The organism is Pseudomonas sp. PAMC25584, from assembly GCF_058135675.1.
Genome location: NZ_CM176870.1, coordinates 1,290,239 through 1,310,005 on the forward strand (window position 1 = coordinate 1,290,239; position 19,767 = coordinate 1,310,005).

General features: G+C 61.0%; 17 protein-coding genes. 4 read left to right on the top strand and 13 right to left on the bottom strand.

The window, feature by feature from the left end; genetic code table 11:
* The first annotated feature begins 9 nt into the window (after positions 1-9).
* Genes ACS5Q8_RS05755 through ACS5Q8_RS05765 form a run of 3 tightly spaced genes read left to right on the top strand, consistent with a single transcriptional unit; the run spans position 10 to position 4,290 of the window.
* On the top strand, positions 10-1,137 hold the full coding sequence (locus ACS5Q8_RS05755; RefSeq protein WP_276196696.1) for a GNAT family N-acetyltransferase: 1,128 nt from the start codon (positions 10-12) through the stop codon (positions 1,135-1,137).
* Positions 1,134-2,903, top strand: a complete 1,770-nt coding sequence (locus ACS5Q8_RS05760) for a sensor histidine kinase (protein WP_276196697.1) — start codon at positions 1,134-1,136, stop codon at positions 2,901-2,903. Before ACS5Q8_RS05755 ends, ACS5Q8_RS05760 begins: the two co-directional genes overlap by 4 nt.
* A complete protein-coding gene (locus tag ACS5Q8_RS05765) occupies positions 2,893-4,290 on the top strand; it encodes a sigma-54-dependent transcriptional regulator (RefSeq protein ID WP_276196698.1) in 1,398 nt (465 codons plus the stop codon). The genes ACS5Q8_RS05760 and ACS5Q8_RS05765 overlap by 11 nt, the downstream gene beginning before the upstream one ends.
* A gap of 131 nt (positions 4,291-4,421) precedes the next feature.
* Here ACS5Q8_RS05765 and ACS5Q8_RS05770 read toward each other — a convergent pair whose 3' ends face one another.
* The 11 genes from ACS5Q8_RS05770 to ACS5Q8_RS05820 form a co-directional block, all read right to left on the bottom strand.
* Positions 4,422-4,760, bottom strand: coding sequence for a GlpM family protein (locus ACS5Q8_RS05770; protein WP_465159915.1), 339 nt, complete (start codon positions 4,758-4,760; stop codon positions 4,422-4,424).
* A gap of 10 nt (positions 4,761-4,770) precedes the next feature.
* On the bottom strand, positions 4,771-6,111 hold the full coding sequence (gene aauR, locus ACS5Q8_RS05775; RefSeq protein WP_276196700.1) for a two-component response regulator AauR: 1,341 nt from the start codon (positions 6,109-6,111) through the stop codon (positions 4,771-4,773).
* Positions 6,108-8,009 (bottom strand): two-component sensor histidine kinase AauS, encoded by a 1,902-nt coding sequence (gene aauS, locus ACS5Q8_RS05780; RefSeq protein WP_276196701.1) that lies wholly within the window; start codon positions 8,007-8,009, stop codon positions 6,108-6,110. The genes aauR and aauS overlap by 4 nt, the downstream gene beginning before the upstream one ends.
* A gap of 110 nt (positions 8,010-8,119) precedes the next feature.
* The gene (locus ACS5Q8_RS05785) at positions 8,120-8,854 is read right to left on the bottom strand and encodes an amino acid ABC transporter ATP-binding protein (RefSeq protein ID WP_443696695.1); all 735 of its coding nucleotides are present in this window, start codon (positions 8,852-8,854) and stop codon (positions 8,120-8,122) included.
* Positions 8,851-9,522, bottom strand: coding sequence for an amino acid ABC transporter permease (locus ACS5Q8_RS05790; RefSeq protein WP_426099615.1), 672 nt, complete (start codon positions 9,520-9,522; stop codon positions 8,851-8,853). The genes ACS5Q8_RS05785 and ACS5Q8_RS05790 overlap by 4 nt, the downstream gene beginning before the upstream one ends.
* On the bottom strand, positions 9,522-10,268 hold the full coding sequence (locus tag ACS5Q8_RS05795) for an amino acid ABC transporter permease (protein ID WP_465159916.1): 747 nt from the start codon (positions 10,266-10,268) through the stop codon (positions 9,522-9,524). Before ACS5Q8_RS05795 ends, ACS5Q8_RS05790 begins: the two co-directional genes overlap by 1 nt.
* Before the next feature lie 194 nt (positions 10,269-10,462).
* Positions 10,463-11,389, bottom strand: coding sequence for a glutamate/aspartate ABC transporter substrate-binding protein (locus tag ACS5Q8_RS05800; protein ID WP_276196703.1), 927 nt, complete (start codon positions 11,387-11,389; stop codon positions 10,463-10,465).
* A gap of 315 nt (positions 11,390-11,704) precedes the next feature.
* Positions 11,705-13,243: a glycerol-3-phosphate dehydrogenase gene (glpD, locus tag ACS5Q8_RS05805; protein ID WP_465159917.1), complete on the bottom strand. Its 1,539-nt coding sequence runs from the start codon at positions 13,241-13,243 to the stop codon at positions 11,705-11,707.
* Positions 13,244-13,519: 276 nt separating this feature from the next.
* The gene (locus ACS5Q8_RS05810) at positions 13,520-14,275 is read right to left on the bottom strand and encodes a DeoR/GlpR family transcriptional regulator (protein ID WP_247396312.1); all 756 of its coding nucleotides are present in this window, start codon (positions 14,273-14,275) and stop codon (positions 13,520-13,522) included.
* Positions 14,276-14,370: 95 nt separating this feature from the next.
* Positions 14,371-15,876: a glycerol kinase GlpK gene (gene glpK / locus ACS5Q8_RS05815; protein ID WP_247396310.1), complete on the bottom strand. Its 1,506-nt coding sequence runs from the start codon at positions 15,874-15,876 to the stop codon at positions 14,371-14,373.
* 77 nt (positions 15,877-15,953) lie between these two features.
* Positions 15,954-16,808, bottom strand: a complete 855-nt coding sequence (locus ACS5Q8_RS05820; RefSeq protein WP_443694323.1) for an MIP/aquaporin family protein — start codon at positions 16,806-16,808, stop codon at positions 15,954-15,956.
* Positions 16,809-17,135: 327 nt separating this feature from the next.
* Here ACS5Q8_RS05820 and ybaK point away from each other — a divergent pair, with 327 nt between their 5' ends.
* Complete coding sequence (ybaK, locus tag ACS5Q8_RS05825) at positions 17,136-17,606, top strand: Cys-tRNA(Pro) deacylase (RefSeq protein WP_276196706.1); 471 nt, start codon at positions 17,136-17,138, stop codon at positions 17,604-17,606.
* A 128-nt stretch (positions 17,607-17,734) separates the two neighbouring features.
* Here ybaK and ACS5Q8_RS05830 read toward each other — a convergent pair whose 3' ends face one another.
* Together ACS5Q8_RS05830 and argF are read right to left on the bottom strand one after the other, a co-directional pair.
* A complete protein-coding gene (locus tag ACS5Q8_RS05830) occupies positions 17,735-18,844 on the bottom strand; it encodes an ABC transporter ATP-binding protein (protein WP_276196707.1) in 1,110 nt (369 codons plus the stop codon).
* Complete coding sequence (gene argF, locus ACS5Q8_RS05835; protein WP_465159918.1) at positions 18,841-19,761, bottom strand: ornithine carbamoyltransferase; 921 nt, start codon at positions 19,759-19,761, stop codon at positions 18,841-18,843. The genes ACS5Q8_RS05830 and argF overlap by 4 nt, the downstream gene beginning before the upstream one ends.
* Positions 19,762-19,767 lie beyond the last annotated feature (6 nt).

The following is a 19,767-nucleotide window of genomic DNA, read 5'->3' on the forward strand; positions in this document are numbered from 1 at the left end:
GGGAAATATGTGATTACCACCCAAGCCTTCCCGACCATCCGGGCCATTCGGCGCAGTGCCTGGAATGACTGTTTTCCCGGTGCGCTGGAGGACTGGGACTACTACGTCGCCGTGGAAAATGCCGCCATCGACGATTTTCAATGGCGCTACCTGGCGGTATTTGAAGACGGAGCGCTGGTAGCCGTGGCCGCCGCGTTCATCACCCATTACCGCCTCGATACCACGGTGTCGGGCGCCGGCAAGCGCTTGACCTCGCGGTTGGAGCGACTGTGGCCGGGTGTTTTGCAAGTGGGGCTGTACGCCATCGGTTCGCCGGTGGCCGAGCGTTGCGACGTCGGGTTTGCCAGTAGCGTGCCTGAGGGGCACCGCCCGCTGGTGCTCAAACACCTGCTGCTGGCGGCGCGCCAGGACGCCGATGAGTTCGGCATCGGCCTGGTGGCGGTCAAGGATGCGCCGACGCAGGACCCGCACTGGGCCGACAGTTGCCGCGCGGCAGGCTTTCAAAGCATGCCGAGTTTGCCCACGGGCGTATTGCCGCTGCCTTACGGCTCGGTGGACGCCTACCTGGGCTCGCTGGGCAAATCCACACGCAAGGACTTGCGTCGCAAACTGCGTGCGCCGGGCCCACGGGTGGAGTGGCGGCGCAACATCGACGATGTGCTGCCCGAGGTCATGCGTCTGTATGAGTCCACGTTGACCCGTGCCGAGCTGCAGTTCGAACGCCTGCCCGCCAGCTACTTCACCGGCGTACTTGAACGCCTTGAACAGCGCGCGGTCTGTGCTCTTTACTGGGTGGGCGAGCACTTGGTGGCGTTCAACCTGATCCTGGTGGACGAGCATCGGCTGGTCGACAAGTTTTTCGGGCACGACGCGGAGTTTACCCGTGACTACAACCTCTACTTCCGCAGTTGGTTGACCAATGTCGACTACTGTATCCAACACAATATTGCGCTGTATGAGTGCGGACAGGCCGGGTATGCCAGTAAGCTGCGGCTGGGGTGTGAGTTTGAGGGCAATAGCCTGTTCTTCCGCCACCGTAACCGGCTGGTCAACGGCCTGCTCAGACTCGTGAAAATGTTTCTTCGACCGGATCGTTCCGACCCTGCCATGGCTGCTGCGATAAGCGAAACCCGATGATCACCAAGACCCGCCAAAAAGCCCGCCCCTTTGCCATTTCGCGCTGGAGCGTCCAGCGCAAGCTGGTGCTGGCGTTCTGGCTGGTCAGTGTGATTCCGACCATGATCGCGGCCGAACTGGCCGCCACCACGTTGTCGCAGATTTTCGACAGCAACGTGCGGATCTGGCTGCAGGAGTCGACCAAGATCGTCAAGGACGAGATCGGTGACATCCGGCATGACAACGCGCGCATGGCGAAATTGTTCCTGCGCTACACCAGCCCGCCCTCCAGCCGGCAGGCAGCCAAGCACGACCGGCTCACCGCCGATATCGCCCAAGCTACGGATATCGACGTGGTGGCCCTGATTCGCAGCAGTGATCACAAAGTGGTGTTCAGCACCGCCCCCGATGACATCGTCAAGCAGATCAACCTGACCAGCAACGCCGCATTGCAGACCGTCCAGCTGGAGGGGGTGAGTACCGGTATCGTGGTCTCGACCTTCGAGACCAGCCAGGAAGGCGTTGACTACGTGCTGCTGGTGGCCACCTACCTGGATAGCAGTTTCCTCACCAGCGTGGCCGATGTGCATTCCCTCGACCTGCGCCTGTACCTGGCCAACCCCAGCGGTTTCTCGGAAATTTTCGCGACCCAACGCTTCAAGGATCGCCCCTCGCACATCCCCAAAAGCGTCGAAGCCGAGTTGCGCAGCACCAAGCAGCCCAGCGAACAGTTCACCAACAAATACAGCGGTTTGTATTGGCCGATCTTCAACGATAGCGGCGAGCTGCAAGGCGTGATCTTCAGTGGCCTGCTGCGCCATACCAGCCTGGTGGGGCTGGTGAACCAGAGCAACTTGTTCGTGCTGATTTTCCTGGTTAGCTCGGCACTGTCCCTGGCGGCGGGACTGCTGGTGTCGCGGCGCTTGACCCAGCCGTTGCGCGATCTGTCCCAGGGCGTGAGCGCGGTGATCTCGGGCAATTATGCACACCGTGTGGCGGTCAGCGGCGGCGATGAACTGGCGCAATTGAGCAGCACCTTCAACCATATGACCGAGCGGCTGGGAGAGTTGCATCACCTCGAAGCCCAACTGCGCCGGCGCGACCGCTTGCACGCCCTGGGTGAAGTCGCCATGGGCCTGGCCCACGAAATCCGTAACCCGCTGGGCATCATCAAGACCGCCACCCAACTGCTGCACCGTCGCGCCGACTTACCGGAAGCCGACAAGCGCCACCTGGAATACGTGATCAGCGAAGTCAGCCGGATCAACGACCTGATCACCGAGTTTCTCGACTTCGCCAAACCCAACCCGCCGTTGCGCGTGTTGCTGCCGGCCCGCGCGCTGGTGGAAGACATTCTGGGTTTCTGCGGCCCCGAGCTGGCCAGCCACAACATCGATGCGCACATCGACGACCAGGCGCCCGGCGCGACCATCTACGCCGACGCCAAGCAACTCAAGCAGGCCTGCCTTAACCTGATTCTCAACGCCATCGATGCCATGCCTGAAGGCGGTCGCCTGACCCTGGGCATTCGTTCAGAGGGCGGCAATACGGTCATCAGCATCGCCGACACCGGCCAGGGTATTGCGGCGGATATGATCGAGCGCATCTTCACGCCGTTCGTCACCACCAAGGCCTCCGGCACTGGCCTGGGCCTGGCCAAAGTCTATTCGATCATGGAAAGTCACGACGGCAGCATCGAATGTGCCAGCGAGAATGATGCCGGCGCCACGTTCAGCCTGTACATTCCGGCGATTGGCGAAGACGATGAGGACACTCATGACGCATAACATATTGGTGGTCGACGACGAGCCCAAGCTCTGTGACCTGCTGTCGTCGGCACTCAGCCAGAACGGCATCCAGGTGTTCACTGCGGGGAACGGCCTGCATGCGCTCAAAGTGCTGGAGCAGGAAGACATCGACCTGGTGATCAGTGACTGGCGCATGCCGGGCATGGACGGGCCGGCGCTGCTGGCCGAGATCAAGGTGCGCTATCCCCAGGTGCCGGTGATCGTGATGACCGCCTACAGTACGGTGAAAAACGCCGTGCAGTCGATGCGTAACGGTGCGTATGACTACATCGCCAAGCCGTTCGATATCGACGAACTGGACATCACCGTGGCCAAGGCCCTGCAGTTTCGCGACATCATGCGCGACAACGCACGTATGCGCGCCGAGCTGGACGAGCAGGCGCAGTTCGACAGCCTGGTGGGCGACAGCCCGGCGTTTCGCAAGGTGTTGCAGGCGGTGGATTCGGTGCGCGACAGCAGTGCAACCATCCTGCTGACCGGCGAGAGCGGCACCGGCAAGGAAATGGTCGCCCGCGCCATCCACAAGCACGGCAGCCGGGCCGACAAGCCGTTCGTGGCGGTCAATTGCGCGGCGATCCCCGAAGGGCTGCTCGAAAGCGAAATGTTCGGCCATCGCAAGGGCGCCTTCACCGGCGCCGTGGCCGACCGGGTCGGGCGCTTTATGCAGGCCGACAAGGGCACGCTGTTTCTCGACGAAGTGGGTGACATGCCCCTGGCGCTGCAGGCCAAGATTCTGCGCGCCTTGCAGGAGCGGGTGATCGAGCCGGTGGGCGACCCCCGCGAGCGCAAGGTGGACGTGCGGGTGATCGCCGCCACCAACAAGAACCTGCTGGACGCGGTGGCCAATAAGGAATTTCGCGAGGACTTGTATTACCGCCTCAACGTGTTCCCGATCCCGCTGCCGCCCTTGCGCGAGCGCGTGGAAGACATTGCGCCCCTGGCCCGGCACTTCGCCCAGACCCTCAGCGCCACCGCCGGCAAACGCATCACCGGTTTCAGCCCCGAGGCCTTGCAGGCCATGACGGCGTATCACTGGCCGGGCAATATCCGTGAGCTGCAGAATTGCGTGGAGCGCGCGACCATCGTGGCGTCGTCGCCGGTGATCGAAGATATCGACCTGCCGGGTTATCTGTTCGCGTCCAAGCCCAGCGAGGGCGGCGTGATGGCGATTCTCAGCGACGGGCCGGGCATTCCCCAGGACCTGGATGCGGCGCTGGCGGAGGTGGAGAAAGCCTACATCCAGGCGGCGTTGCTCGAGAGCAATGGCGTACAGGCCGCCGCAGCGGCGAAGATCGGGATTTCCGAGCGCAGCTTCTGGTATCGCCTGAAAAAACTGGGGATTCAGATCGACAAAATAGTCCGCTGAGTTGCCTGGCACAGCACTGTTCTAAATGTGGGAGGGGGCTTGCCCCCGATAGCAGTGGGTCTGACAGCCTATTTGTATCTGATCCACCGCCATCGGGGGCAAGCCCCCTCCCACATTTGGATTGTGGTGTGTCAACTGTGGAGGCGTACCCAGACGCTGACCAGAACAGTCGCTGCCATCAACCACGCGACCGCTGCTACGGCTAGAGAGGCCTCAAGGCGCATGCGGTCGACCATCACGTAGAGCGTCGCCAGGTACACAAAGTACGGAATGATCGACCACATCCCGAACAGGATGGTGGTCTTCAAGTCGTCCACCGAGCGGCCCTTGCCGACGATGTAATGGGCGATCAGTGCAAAGGTCGGAAACAATGGCACCAGCCCGGCGATGTAGTAATTCCGGGTCTTAGCCAACGCGGCCAATATCAACACCACCGCCGCGCCCAGGGCGGCCTTCAATACCAGATCCACGCGCAGCTCCCTAGTGGCTTAAACCGTATTTCTTGACCTTGTCGAACAGGGTGGTCTTGGCCATTCCCAGTTCCTGGCTCGCCTGTGTCAGGTTGCCGCCGCTGCGTTGCAGGGCGTCGTTGAGCAGGTTGCGTTCGAAGGCTTCCACCGCCTCGGTGAAGGCCACGCCCTGGCTACCGCTGCTGGCGCCGCTTTTCTTGAAGGCCGGGAGGCCCAGGGCGAAGCGTTCGGCGACGTTGCGCAGTTCACGCACGTTGCCCGGCCAGTCGTGGCTCATCAGGTTGGACAAGGTCTGGTTGTCGAGGTCCGGCACGCTGCGGTCGAAGCGCAGGGATGACTGCTGCAGGAAGTGTTCGAACAGTTGCAGGATGTCTTCGCGGCGCTCGCGCAGGGGCGGCAGTTCCAGGGTCACGACGTTGAGGCGGTAGTACAGGTCGCTGCGGAACTGGCTGGCACGGCTTAATTCGTCGAGGTCGGACTTGGTGGCGGCGATCACCCGGCAATCCACCGCCACGCTCTGGTTCGAGCCCAGGCGTTCCAGGGTGCGCTCCTGCAACACGCGCAGCAGCTTGATCTGCAGGTTGATCGGCATGCTTTCCACTTCATCGAGAAACAGCGTGCCTTCGTGGGCGTGCTCGATCTTGCCGATCCGCCGTTTGCCGGCGCCGGTAAAGGCGTTGGCTTCGTGGCCGAAGATCTCGCTTTCGAACAGGTTTTCCGGCAAGCCGCCGCAGTTCAGTGCAACGAACGGGTGGTCGTGGCGTCGGCTGAAATCATGCAGGCAACGCGCGACCAGTTCCTTGCCGGTGCCCGTCTCGCCTTCGATTAGCACGTTGGCCGAAGTATCGGCGACGTTGACGATCAAATCGCGTAAGTTCTGCATCGCTGGCGAGCGGCCGATGATGCGCCCTTCCAGGGAATCGCGCTCGGCCAACTGGCGGCGCAGCGACCAGACTTCTCGCGCCAGCCCGCGTTGTTCCAGGGCGCGGCGCGCCACTTCGACCAGGCGTTCGGGGGAGAAGGGTTTCTCCATGAAGTCATAGGCGCCGTTGCGCATGGCGCCGACCGCCATGGAAATATCGCCGTGCCCGGTAATCAAAACCACCGGCAGGCTTTTATCCAGGGTCTTGAGGCGGGTGAGCAGTTCCAGGCCGTCGATACCCGGCAGGCGGATATCGCTGATGACGATACCGGCAAAGTTCTCGCCGATGCGTTTGAGCGCCTCTTCGGCGCTGCCCACGCCGACGCTGAGGATGTCTTCCAGTGCCAGGGCCTGCTGGCAGCCGAGCAGCACATGGGGGTCGTCTTCGACGATCAGGACGGTGAGGTCAGTGTTTTTTTCTACGTTCATGACGACTCAGCTTTTTGAGCGCCCACCAGTGGCAGGCTCAGGACAAAGGCAGTACCACCGCCGACGGGGTGCTCCACGGCGAGGTTGCCGCCGGTGGCTGCGGCCAGGCTGGCGGACAACGTGAGGCCAAGGCCCAGGCCTTGTTCGCCGGGTTTGGTGGTGAAGAACGGTTCGAATAGATGCTTGCGCGCCTCGGGGTCGATGCCATGGCCATTGTCGCGCACCTGTAGGCGGTATTTGCCGTCGGCTTCATGGCCTTCCAGCCACAGCTCGGGCGCCGGTTGTGCTTGCATGGCATCGAGGGCGTTGCCGATCAGGTTGACCAGGATCTGCTCCAGGCGCGTCTGGTCGATCTGCAGTTGGGCCGGGGCAAAGTCGCGGTGCAACGTCAGCGGCAGGCTGTCGAGGCGCGCACCGAGCACTTGGAACGCTGCATCCACGGCCTTGCCCAGGCTGGCTTCGCCCTGGTCGTCGCCGCGTCGCGCGAAGGAGCGCAGGCTGGCGGTGATGCGACCCATGCGGTCGATCAATTCGTTGATGGTCTTGAGGTTCGCGCTGGCGGTATCCAGTGCACCGCGCTCCAGGAAACGCACGGTATTGCCGGACAAGGTGCGCAGCGCGGCCAGGGGCTGGTTCAGTTCGTGGGCGATGCTGGTGGACATCTGGCCGATGGCCGCCAGCTTGCCCGCCTGCACCAGCTCATCCTGGGCGCGGCGCAGGGTTTCTTCGGCCTGGCGGCGCTCGCGAATCTGCCCCTTGAGGCGCTCGTTGCTGGCGCGCAGGTCGGCGGTGCGTTCGGCAATCCGGCGCTCCAACTGGCTGTTGGCTTCCTGCAAGGCTTCCCGGGCGGCGAGGCGGGTGGCGATGACTTTGCGTCGTTCGTTCCAGGCAATCAGCAGGAACGCCACCAGGCCAAAGGCGACGGCCACCAGGATGCCTTGGTTGATCGCCGCCCGGCGCAGGTCGTTGAGCGGGGTGAGCAGGGTGAAATTCCACGGCGTGTCGCTCAGGGGCCGGGTCTGCGCCAGGTAGCTGACTTCGTGCTCGTCGGCCACCACTTCGCTGTTCGCCGGAAAGGTCAGCTTTTCCGTACCCTCGTTGAGGCGCTCGCGGGCCAGGGGCTCCAGCTCGTTCAGCGTCGCCCAGTAATATTGCAGGCTGTGTGCCAGGCGGTCCTTGGTCTCATCGCTCAGGGGGCGCACGGCTTTGAGGCGGCGGGCCGGGTCGCTGGAGAGGATGATGATGCCGTTCTCGTCGCTGACAAACGCTTCGAGACGCGCGCGCTTCCAGCGTTCTTCCAGGGCTTCGAGGCGGACCTTGACCACGGCGACGCCGATGATCTTGCCGTGTTCTTCCAGGCCATGGGCCAGGTAGTAACCGGGTTCGCCGTTGGTGCTGCCGATGCCATAGAACCGCCCGGGCTGGCCGCGCACGGCGTTTTGGAAATAGGCGCGGAAGGACAGGTCTTCACCTTGGTAACTGTCGGCATCGCGCCAGTTACTGGTGGCCAGCACACGGCCGGTGGTATCCATCACATAGATGGCCCGACTGCGGCTGCGCCGGTTCAGGCCTTCGAGGTAGTCGTTGACGGTTTTGCGGGTGTCCTGATTTGGCTCGGCCAGCAGCGCGGACACGCTGGACTCCAGTTCCAGGAGGCTGGGCAGGTAGGTGTATTTGCTCAGCTCGCTTTCGACGGTGCGGGCATGCAGCTCCAACTGGCGTTCGCCGGTATCGCTGAGGGTGCGGATGCCATAGTACTCACTGATCCAGAAGCCGATGTAACCCAAGCCGATCATCAGGGCGATGGTCAACGGCGGCAGGAACAGTTGGCGAATCAGACGAGGCTTCACGGCAAGTGATGGCGGCGCGGCGCGATAGAGGTTGGGGTCGCATTTCATCACAGATGCCTTGGGTCAACCAGAGCTTGCCAACTTGCGCGGCCCAGTGTGGGAGGGAGCAAGCCCTCTCCCACATTGAACCGGTTTCTACAGTGCAAGCTAGGTAGTGCTTAGTGCTGCAGGATTTTCTCGAGGAAGTGCTGCGCGCGTTCGGAGCGGGCGCTGATGTCGCCGAAGAACTCTTCTTTCGGGCAGTCCTCGATGATCTTGCCGGCGTCCATGAAGATCACGCGGTCGGCCACTTTGCGGGCGAAGCCCATTTCGTGGGTCACGCACATCATGGTCATGCCTTCCTGGGCCAGTTGCACCATCACATCCAGCACTTCGTTGACCATTTCCGGGTCGAGGGCCGAGGTCGGTTCGTCGAACAACATGACGATCGGGTCCATGGCCAGGGCGCGGGCAATCGCCACCCGTTGCTGCTGACCACCGGAAAGCTGGCCAGGGTGCTTGTGGGCGTGCGCTGACAGGCCGACGCGTTCAAGCAGTTGCAGGCCCTTTTTGGCGGCTTCTTCCTTGCTGCGGCCGAGCACCTTGATCTGCGCGATGGTCAGGTTTTCGGTGATGGTCAGGTGCGGGAACAGCTCGAAGTGCTGGAACACCATGCCGACGCGCGAACGCAGTTTCGGCAGGTTGGTCTTCGGGTCGGCGATGGACGTCCCGTCGACGATCACGTCGCCTTTCTGGAACGGTTCCAGCGCGTTGACGCACTTGATCAGGGTGGATTTACCCGAACCAGACGGCCCGCACACCACGATCACTTCGCCTTTTTTAACCTCGGTGCTGCAATCGGTCAGCACCTGGAAGTCGCCATACCACTTGTTGATGTTCTTGATAGAGATCATACGGCAAACCTTTTTTGCAGACGCTTGACCAGCAGCGAGGCGGAAAAGCTGATGATGAAGTAGACGACACCGGCGAAGATCAGGAACTCATTGGAGCGGCCGATGATGTCGCCGTTGGAGCGGGCGGAGTTGAGGAAGTCCACCAGGCCCACGGTGTAGACCAGCGAGGTGTCCTGGAACAGGATGATGCTCTGTTGCAGCAGCAACGGGGTCATCTTGCGGAACGCCTGGGGCAGGATGATCAGACGCATGGTCTGGCCATACGTCATGCCCATCGCCTGTGCGGCCCCCATCTGGCCCTTGGGGATCGACTGCACGCCGGCCCGCACGATTTCACAGAAGTACGCGGCCTCGAACATCATGAAGGCCACGACGCAGGAAGTGAACGCACCGATTGGCGTGTCTTCGCCGGTGATCCAGCGCAGCACGAAGGGCACCGCCAGGTAGAACCAGGTGATGACCAGCAGCAACGGAATCGAGCGGAAGTAGTTCACGTAGGCGCCGGCCAGGCGCGATAGCAGCTTGCTGGACGACAGGCGCATCAACGCCAGGGCTGTGCCGAGAGCAATACCGCCGACCACGCCCATGACCATCAACTGCAAGGTCATGATCATGCCGTTCCACAGGCCAGGGATAGCGGGGATGATGCCGCTGAAATCGAGTTCCATTATTTACCCCCCACGGAGATCAGGCCGGGCACGGCGACTTTCTTCTCGACCAGGCGCATCAGCAACATCAGGCTCATGTTCAGGGTGAAGTAGATCAGCGTGGCCAGGGTGAAGGCTTCAAACAGGTTGGCCGAGAACTCGGCGGTCTGCTTGGTTTGCGCCAGCAATTCCATCAGGCCGATCAAGGACGCCACGGAGGAGTTCTTGAACACGTTGAGGAATTCCGAGGTAAGCGGCGGAATGATGATCCGGTAGGCCTGGGGTAGCAGCACGTTCCAGTAGACCTGCGGCAGCTTGAAACCCATGGCGCGAGCGGCGGCTTCCTGGCCACGCGGCAGCGCCTGGATGCCGGTGCGTACTTGCTCGCAGACACGTGCGGCCGTGAACAGGCCCAGGCACACCACAACGCTCAGGTAGGCCGAGGTGGTCGGGTTCAGGTCTTGCTTGTACCAGTCCTGCAGGTTTTGCGGCAGCAGGTCGGGTATCAGGAAGTACCAGATGAACAGTTGCACCAGCAGCGGTACGTTACGAAACAGTTCCACGTAGCAGGTCGCGATGCCCGATACGATACGGTTTGGCACGGTGCGCATGACCCCCAGAATGGAGCCCAGCAGCAAGGCGATAATCCATGCCACGACGGCGATGGCAATGGTCCAGCCCAAGCCGGCGATGTACCAGTCGAGATAAGTCTCGCTGCCAACGCCAGTGGACTTGAAGAACACGCCCCAGTCCCAGTTGTAATTCATTAGGGTCTCCCCTCGAGATCGATCGATGTACAAGCACCCGCTTGGGGAAAATCCGTCCCCGCCTGACGGTGAACGCCAGGCACACACGATCGGCTCGAAAACCGCCCGGTCGAGTGTTCCAAAATAAAGCTAGCAGGTAGTAACAGACGCCTGAGGGAGTGTTGGCTCCCTCAGGAGATAAGGTTAGCCAGGAATCAGATTTTTACGTCAGGCGCTGGCTTGTCGCTCGGATTGGCGATCAGTTCCTTAACCTTTTCACTCATCGGGAAGTTCAGGTTCAGGCCTTTTGGTGGGATCGGGCTTTCGAACCACTTGCTGTAGATCTTGTTGATTTCGCCGGACTTGTACAGGGCGACGATGGCGTCATCCACGGCTTTCTTGAACGCAGGGTCTTCTTTGCGAACCATGCAGGCGTAGGCTTCGAAGGACTGCGGAGTGCCGGTAATGACCCAGTCGTCGGGCTTCTTGGCCTTGGCTTCTTCACCGGCCAGCAGGGCGTCGTCCATCATGAACGCGACGGCACGGCCGCTTTCCAGCATCTGGAAGGATTCGCCGTGGTCTTTGGCGGAGATGACGTTCATGCCCATCTGCTTGTCGGCGTTCATCGCCTTGATGATGCGCTCGGACGTGGTACCGGCGGTGGTCACGACGTTCTTGCCTTTCAGGTCGGCGAAGTCGCTATAGGACGGCTTGCCATCCTTGTCTTTCTTGACCAGCAGGCGGGTGCCGATTTCGAAGATGTTGGTGGTGAACGCAACTTGCTGGGCGCGCTCGGCGTTGTTGGTGGTGGAACCGCACTCGATGTCCACGGTGCCGTTCTGCACCAGCGGGATACGGGTCTGCGAAGTGACCAGGTTGTACTTGGCCTGCAGTTGGGGTTTGTTCAGGTCTTTTTTCAGGGCTTCGACGATAGCCAACTGAATGTCGTGGGAGTAGCCCACCGGTTTGCCCGAACCATCCGCGATGTAGGAAAACGGGATGGAGCTGTCGCGGTGCCCGAGGGTGATGGTGCCGGAGTCGTTGATTTTCTTCAGCGTGCCGGTGAGTTCGGCGGCGAAAACGGGAGTGCTGATCAGAGCGGCAGCGATAGCTGCGCCCAAGATATGGGGAACGATGCGCATCAATACTTCCTCGACATTTGTTTTTTTTATGAAGCCGGTTAAGCGGCTCTCTTATACAGCGAATGCCCATGACGGCTCCTGAGACATCTCAGGCAATCGTCCTGAAGTGTAGAGCATGAGTCGTGCCAGACCATGAGTAAATGACTAACTATATGATTTATATGGCTATTAACTTTATGTGACGGAATATTTGTAATGGCCAGATCCGGCAAACCGAATCAGGCATGGGGGGCGCGTTCGGAAAGCCGAATGGACGCGCCGATATAACAAAGCCCCTGGACCTTACGGCGCAGGGGCTTTTGTGAGAGCGGTCTGTCAGGCCGCCTGGATCTTGCTGCGGCTCAATTCAACCTTGGACAGGTAACGCTGCACGTTGGCCTGTTCTTCCGGGGTGGTGGACAGGCCGAGCTTGGTGCGGCGCCACAGCACATCCTCGGCTTGGGTCGCCCATTCTTCGGTGCACAGGTAGTCGACTTCGCGGGTGTACAGACCGCCACCGAGGTGGTCGCCGAGGTCGGCCAGCGATTGCACGCCTTCCAGCAGGCGCCAGGTGCGGCTGCCGTAGGTGGTGGACCAGCGGCGTGCGATGTCGCTTGGCACCCAGTCGAACCGGGCGCGGATGGCCGCAGCCAGGGCTTCTGGCGTGCTCATGTCTTCGCCGCCCGGCAGGCTCGCGTTGGCGGTCCAGCTTGGGCGCATCTGCGTGAAATAAGGCGCCAGGTGGGCCATCGCCGACTCGGCGAGCTTGCGGTAGGTGGTCAGTTTGCCGCCGAACACCGACAGGATCGGCGCCTCGCCAGTGCCGCCGGAGAGCGACAGGGTGTAGTCGCGGGTGATGGCCGACGGGTTGTCCGACTCGTCGTTGCACAGTGGGCGCACGCCGGAGTAGGTGTGGACGATGTCATCGCGGCTCAGTTGCTTCTTGAAGTGAGCGTTGACCACCTTGAGCATGTAGTCGGTTTCACCTTCAGTAATCGCCACTTTCGCCGGATCGCCGGTGTATTCGCGGTCGGTGGTGCCGATGATGGTCAGGTGGTCCAGGTATGGAATCGTGAAAACGATGCGCTGGTCTTCGTTCTGCAGGATATGCGCGTGGGCGCCTTCGTACAGTCTTGGCACGATCAGGTGGCTGCCCTGGATCAGACGGATGCCGTAGGGCGAATCCAGCTTCAAGTCTTCCTTGATGAACTTGGCGACCCACGGCCCGGCGGCGTTCACCAGCGCCTTGGCGCGGATCGAGAACAGGCTGCCGTCGGCGCGTTCCATGTTCATTTCCCACAGGCCCTTGCTGCGGTGTGCGCTGACGCAACGGGTCTGGGTATGGATGTGTGCGCCTTTTTCGCGGGCAGCCATGGCATTGAGTACCACCAGGCGGGCGTCATCGACCCAGCAGTCGGAATATTCGAAGCCTTTGGTGATTTCGCTTTTCAGCGGGCTATCGGGGCCGAACTTGAGGCTTTTCGAACCCGCGAGTTTTTCGCGCTTGCCCAGGTGGTCATACAGGAACAGGCCTGCGCGGATCATCCACGCAGGCCGCAGGTGCGGGCGGTGCGGCAATACAAAGCGCATCTGCTTGACGATGTGCGGGGCCTTGGCCAGCAGCACTTCGCGTTCGGCCAGGGCTTCGCGCACCAGGCGGAATTCGTAATGTTCGAGGTAACGCAGCCCACCGTGGATCAGCTTGCTGCTGGCGGAGGAAGTGTGGCTGGCCAAGTCGTCCTTTTCGCAAAGGAATACCGACAAACCGCGACCGGCTGCGTCTGTTGCAATGCCGACGCCATTGATCCCGCCACCGATAACGGCAACGTCATAGACTTCGGCAAGCGGTGGAGCAGGCAAGGTAGAAGGGTTCATCGGCTGGCCTCGCGATCTTTTCGTATTGGAATTCGAACATTAATGTTCATTTCCGAAAATGGTAGCTGATAAACGCGCCCACAGCCACCCGAATTCGATTGAAAAAACTCATCGAAGGGCGAGAAAAGGAAAATTTGTGAACATGTGCCTGGGGAAGGCTCAAGGAAATGGGGGCAGGATCAATCGCTATCGGGGGCAAGCCCCCTCCCGCACTTTGATGTGCGAACCCATTCAAATGTGGGAGGGGGCTTGCCCCCGATAGCGTCAGTGCAGGCGCTAGACCACTTCCAGCCGAACCTTATGCTGGTTCAACAACTGCACCAACGCCGGCACCGGCTGCTGGTCAGTCACCAGGCAGTCCACCAGGCTGATCGGCCCCAGGCGAATCATGGCATTGCGCCCGAACTTGCTCGAGTCCGCCGCCAGAATCACCTTGCGCGCATTGGCGATGATCGCCTGGGAAACCCGTACTTCTTGGTAGTCGAAGTCGAGCAGGCTGCCGTCTTCATCGATGCCGCTGATGCCTACCAGGGCGAAATCGACCTTGAACTGGTTGATAAAGTCGACGCTGGCCTGGCCCACGACACCGCCATCACGCCGCACATTGCCGCCGGTCAGCAGCACGTCGAAGTCGTCCTTGGCGCTGAGCATGGTGGCGACGTTGAGGTTGTTGGTGATGATTTTCAGGTGATTGTGGTTGAGCAACGCACGGGCGATGGATTCGGTGGTGGTGCCGATGTTGATGAACAGCGAGGCGTGGTCGGGGATTTGTGCGGCGATCGCTTCGCCGATGCGCTGTTTCTCGTCGCGCATCTGGTCGGCACGCATGGCGTATGCGGTGTTTTCGACACTGGAATCATAGGCCGCGCCGCCGTGGTAGCGGCGCAACAGGTTGGCGTCCGCCAACTGGTTGATATCGCGGCGGATGGTTTGTGGGGTGACAACGAACAACTGCGCCATTTCCTCGATACTGACGTAGCCGCGTTCGCGGACCAGTTCGAGGATTTGTTGCTGGCGGGGAGGCAGATTCATGGGGCGTCCTTTGGGCTGCCATACAAAAGTGGCCCATGATGACGCAGGAATCTGCTCCCTGCCAGTTACAACCCTAAGTGGTTCCGGCGGATGGCTTATTCAGCGCCTTCGTGAGGTTCCCAATCACGGGTGCGGCTCACCGCTTTTTGCCAGCCGGCGTAGAGTTTCTCCTTGGCCGTTTCTTCGAGCTGGGGTTCGAAGAAACGCTCGATCACCGCCTTGCCACGCAATTCCTCCAGGCTGCCCCAGAAGCCACAGGCCAGGCCTGCCAGGTAGGCGGCACCGAGTGCCGTGGTTTCGCGCATTTGCGGGCGCTCGACCTGGGTGCCGAGGATGTCGGCCTGGAACTGCATCAGGAAGTTGTTGGCCACCGCGCCGCCGTCCACGCGCAGGGATTTAAGGCGTTCGCCGGAATCCTGCTGCATGGCGTCCAATACGTCGCGGGTCTGGTAGGCAATTGACTCCAGGGCTGCGCGAATAATGTGATCCACGCGCACGCCACGGGTCAGGCCGAACAGTGCGCCACGGGCATACGGGTCCCAATACGGCGCGCCCAGGCCGGTGAACGCGGGCACTAGGTACACGCCGTTGCTGTCCTTGACCTTGCCGGCGAAGTATTCGGTGTCATGGGCGTCGTTGATGATTTTCAGCTCGTCGCGCAGCCACTGTACGGTGGAGCCACCGTTGAACACTGCGCCTTCCAGGGCGTAGGCCACTTCACCACGCGGGCCGCAGGCGATGGTGGTGAGCATGCCGTGCTTGGATTTCACCGCTTTGTCGCCGGTGTTCATCAACAGGAAGCAACCGGTGCCGTAAGTGTTCTTGGCCTGGCCCGGTTCCACGCACATCTGGCCGAACAGCGCCGCTTGCTGGTCACCGGCGATGCCGCCGATGGCAATGCCGCTTTTGGTGCGGCCGTAGATTTCCGACGAGGATTTTACTTCTGGCAGCATTTCGCGCGGCACGTCGAGGATGTCCAGCATCTTCGCGTCCCACTCCAGGGTGTGGATGTTGAAGAGCATGGTGCGCGAGGCGTTGGTGTAGTCGGTGACGTGGGTCTTGCCGCCGGTAAATTTCCAGATCAGCCAACTGTCGATGGTGCCGAACAGCAACTCGCCGTTGCGCGCACGTTCGCGACTGCCTTCGACGTTATCGAGAATCCACTTGAGCTTGGTGCCGGAGAAGTACGGGTCGGTGACCAGGCCGGTGGTGTCGCTGATGTATTGCTCGTGGCCATCACGCTTGAGCTGCTGGCAGATTTCGGTGCTGCGTCGGCACTGCCAAACGATGGCGTTGTAGATCGGGCGGCCGGTGACTTTATCCCAGACCACGGTGGTTTCACGCTGGTTGGTGATGCCGATGGCGGCGACTTGGTCATGGTGCAGGCCGGCTTGGGCCAGGGCTTCGACCATCACCGCGCTCTGGGTGGCGAAGATCTCCATCGGGTCATGTTCGACCCAGCCTGCTTGTGGGTAATGCTGGACGAATTCACGCTGGGCGGTACAGACCACGTTTGCGTCGCGATCGAAGATGATTGCCCGGGAACTGGTGGTGCCCTGATCAAGGGCAATGATGTAGTTCTTATTCTGAATGTCGGTCATGTCGATTGCCTTGGACGAGAAATAAGGATTGGTAAGCCGCCTGGGCCACGAACGGGCAGGGTGGACCAGGCCGGCTATCAGGAAATACGGGTGTTGCCGTTGACGGCACGTTCTTCAGTTTCTGCAGCAGCGGGCGCGGCGCTTGGCAGATGACGGGCAATCAGCCCGCGATACGCTGCGGCACCCAGGCATGCACCGACAATCGGCGCGAAAATCGGCACCAGGAAGTAGGGGATATCACGCCCGCCAGTAAAGGCTATTTCACCCCAACCGGCGAAAAAGGTCATCAGCTTTGGCCCGAAATCCCGCGCAGGGTTCATTGCAAAGCCGGTCAGCGGGCCCATGGCGCTGCCAATCACCGCGATCAGCAAGCCGATCAGCAGCGGCGCCAGCGGGCCGCGTGGCAGGCCGTTGTTATCGTCGGTCAGGGCCATGATCACGCCCATCAGGATTGCGGTGATGACCATTTCCACCAGGAAGGCCTGAGCTGTGCTCAGCAGTGCATGGGGGTAGGTCGAGAAGACCGAGGCCAATTCCAGGCTGGCCTGGGTGCCGCGCACCAGATGGTGGGTTTGTTCGTAATCGAAAAACAGGTTGCTGTAGAGCGTGTACACCAAGGCCGCGGAGCAGAAGGCACCGGCGACCTGGGCGAGGATATAGAAGGGCAGTTTGCGTTTGTCGAAATCGGCAAAAATACACAGGGCGATGCTGACCGCCGGGTTGAGGTGAGCCCCGGAGATGCCTGCGGTCAGGTAGATCGCCATGCTGACGCCGATCCCCCAGATAATACTGATTTCCCACAGGCCAAAGCTGGCCCCCGCGACCTTGAGTGCAGCGACACAGCCTGTACCGAAGAAGATCAGAAGCGCAGTCCCCAGGAATTCGGCCATGCATTGGCTCGAAAGTGAAGGCTGTTGAAGAGCAGTTGTCATGGAAAACCTCAATTTGTTGTTCTTGTTTGGCGTCTGGCCTCAGCGGGCCTTGCGCGTTGTTCACCGTGCCAAGGATCCCCATCCCGGGCGCGGCTTACTGCTGGAATGCTGCAGGTGTATTCCTACAGTATTCGGAAACGAAAAAATATAGACAAGAATGACGCCTGTCAAAGGTCGAAAGTGAACCATTGGTCATTTTCGAACTATAGGTTTGATGAATGATCACGCTCGCCACGGTAAGTATTGCCGGGAGTGAGGGGCGTACTAGAGCGTTTTGTGTGGGCTTGGCCTAGAATTGGCCATCCGTTTGCCACGCCAGGAGTGTCCATGACCCCCGCATTGGATTTGTTGAAAAAAGTTCGCGCCGAACATCGCATCCACAGTTATGAACACGATCCCAAGGCGGCGTCGTATGGCCTGGAGGCCGCGGAAAAGTTGGGTCTCGACCCGGCGCAAGTGTTCAAGACCTTACTGGCGAGTAGCGAGAAGGGCGAATTATTGGTGGCGGTGGTGCCGGTCGTCGGAAGTCTGGACTTAAAAGCCTTGGCCCATGCCGCTGGCGTGAAAAAAGTCGAAATGGCCGACCCGGCGGCAGCGCAGCGTTCCACCGGCTATCTGTTGGGCGGGATTAGCCCGTTGGGGCAGAAAAAGCGTTTGCGGACCTTTATCGATAGTACGGCGCAGCCGTTCCCGACGATTTTTGTCAGCGCCGGTAGAAGGGGGTTGGAAGTGGAGTTGGCCGCTGCGGTCCTGGCCGAGCATACCCAGGCCAAATTCGCGTCGATCGGGCGGGCCTGAAACCCGTTGTAGAAGGGCCTGAGATCCACTGTGGGAGCGGGCTTGCCCGTGATTTCGGTGTGTCAGTCACGGATGTTGACTGATCTGCCGCCATCGCGGGCAAGCCCCGACATTGAGTACAGGTTTCTTCAGTTGGCAGGGCTGTAGCGCCGCACACCTGAATCGGCGTGAGGCACCTGCGCCGCAGTGCTGCCGGATGCCTGGAACAACACCAGGTGTTCGGCGGCGACACGAATCCCCACGTCTGCACCGACTTGATGGTCGGCATGGCTGGGGAAAATCGACTCCAGCTGTGCGCCCGTCGACAGCTGCAGGCGGTACAGGGTCGAGGCGCCGAGGAACGTCTTGCCGACGATCCGCGCTTTCAATGCACTGTCCGGCGCGTAGACGATGTCATCCGGGCGCAGCAATACATCCACGGCGCCGCCTGTCGGCCAGGTATACGCCCGGTTGCCACGCAGGTCGCCGAGCTCGGTGCTGACGGATTCCGGCGTGCTCAATTGGCCACGGATGAAATAGCCCTGGCCGACAAAGCTGGCGACGTAGGGTGTCAGCGGCTCGTGATAGAGGTTGTAGGGCGTATCCCACTGCTCCAGGCGGCCTTCCTTGAACACGCCGACGTGGTCACTCACGGCGAACGCTTCTTCCTGGTCATGGGTCACCAGGATCGCACTGGTGCCTCGTGCCTTGAGAATGTCGCGCACCTCATGGCTGAGCTTGCGCCGGAGTTCGCCATCGAGGTTGGAGAACGGTTCGTCGAGCAGCAACAGTTGCGGCTCCGGTGCCAAGGCGCGGGCGAGGGCGACGCGTTGTTGCTGACCACCGGAAAGCTCGTGGGGAAAACGCTTGCCCAGGTTCTTCAGGTTAACCAGCTCTAGCAGTTCGGCGACCACGCGGTCTTTCTGCGGGTGCTTGCGAATGCCGAAGGCGATGTTGTCGGCCACGCTGAGGTGGGGAAACAGCGCGTAGTCCTGGAACACCATGCCGATACGACGTTTCTCCGGCGCCAGGGTGAACCCTGCACTGGAGATGACTTCGCCGGCCAGGCTGATTTCGCCTTCGTGGACCGGCTCAAACCCTGCGATCGCGCGCAGGGTGGTGGTCTTGCCGCACCCCGAGGAACCGAGCAGGCAACCGATGTCGCCGGCGTTGAGGTGCAGGTTGAGGTTCTGCACCACCCGCTGATCTTGATAGCCACATGCCAGATTGCGCAGGTTCAGCAGTAATGGCTGGCTCATGCGTGGTGGTACGCCGGTTCGACCAGAAATTCGAGCAGGGCCTTTTGCGCATGCAGGCGGTTTTCCGCCTGGTCCCAGGCGACCGAACGCGGGTCGTCGAGCAGGTCGAGGCTGATTTCTTCGCCACGGTGGGCGGGCAGGCAATGCATGAACAGCACGTCCGGTGCCGCCAGGTCGAGCAGGGCGCGGGTGACCTGGAATGGCGCAAACAGCTTCAGGCGCTTGGCAGTTTCGTCTTCCTGGCCCATGGAGGTCCAGACGTCGGTGCTTACCAAGTGGGCGCCGATCACCGCATCTTTTGGATCACGCACGATTTGTACGCGGCCATCAGCGTTGGCCAGGAATTCGGCGGACGGTTCGAAACCTTCCGGGCAGGCGATGCGCAGGTGGAAGTCGAATTGGATCGCCGCTTCTATATAGCTGTTGCACATGTTGTTGCCGTCGCCGATCCAGGCCACGGTCTTGCCCTGGATCGAGCCACGGTGCTCGAGGAAGGTTTGCATGTCGGCCAGCAACTGGCACGGGTGCAGGTCATCGGACAGGCCGTTGATCACCGGTACTCGGGAGTTGGCGGAAAATTCGGTCAGGGTGCTGTGGGCGAAGGTACGGATCATCACCGCATCGAGCATGCGCGACATGACAATCGCGCAATCGCTGATCGGCTCGCCACGGCCCAGTTGGGTGTCACGTGGCGACAGAAAGATGGCCTGGCCGCCCAGCTGGATCATGCCGGCCTCGAAGGACAAGCGGGTGCGGGTCGACGACTTCTCGAAAATCATCCCGAGCACGCGGTTTTTCAAAGGCTCGAACAGTACGCCGCGGTTACGCAGGTCTTTAAGCTCAATGCCTCGACGGATCACGCTGACCAGCTCTTCGGGCGTGCAATCCATCAGGGAGAGAAAGTGCCTTGCGCTCATCATTAA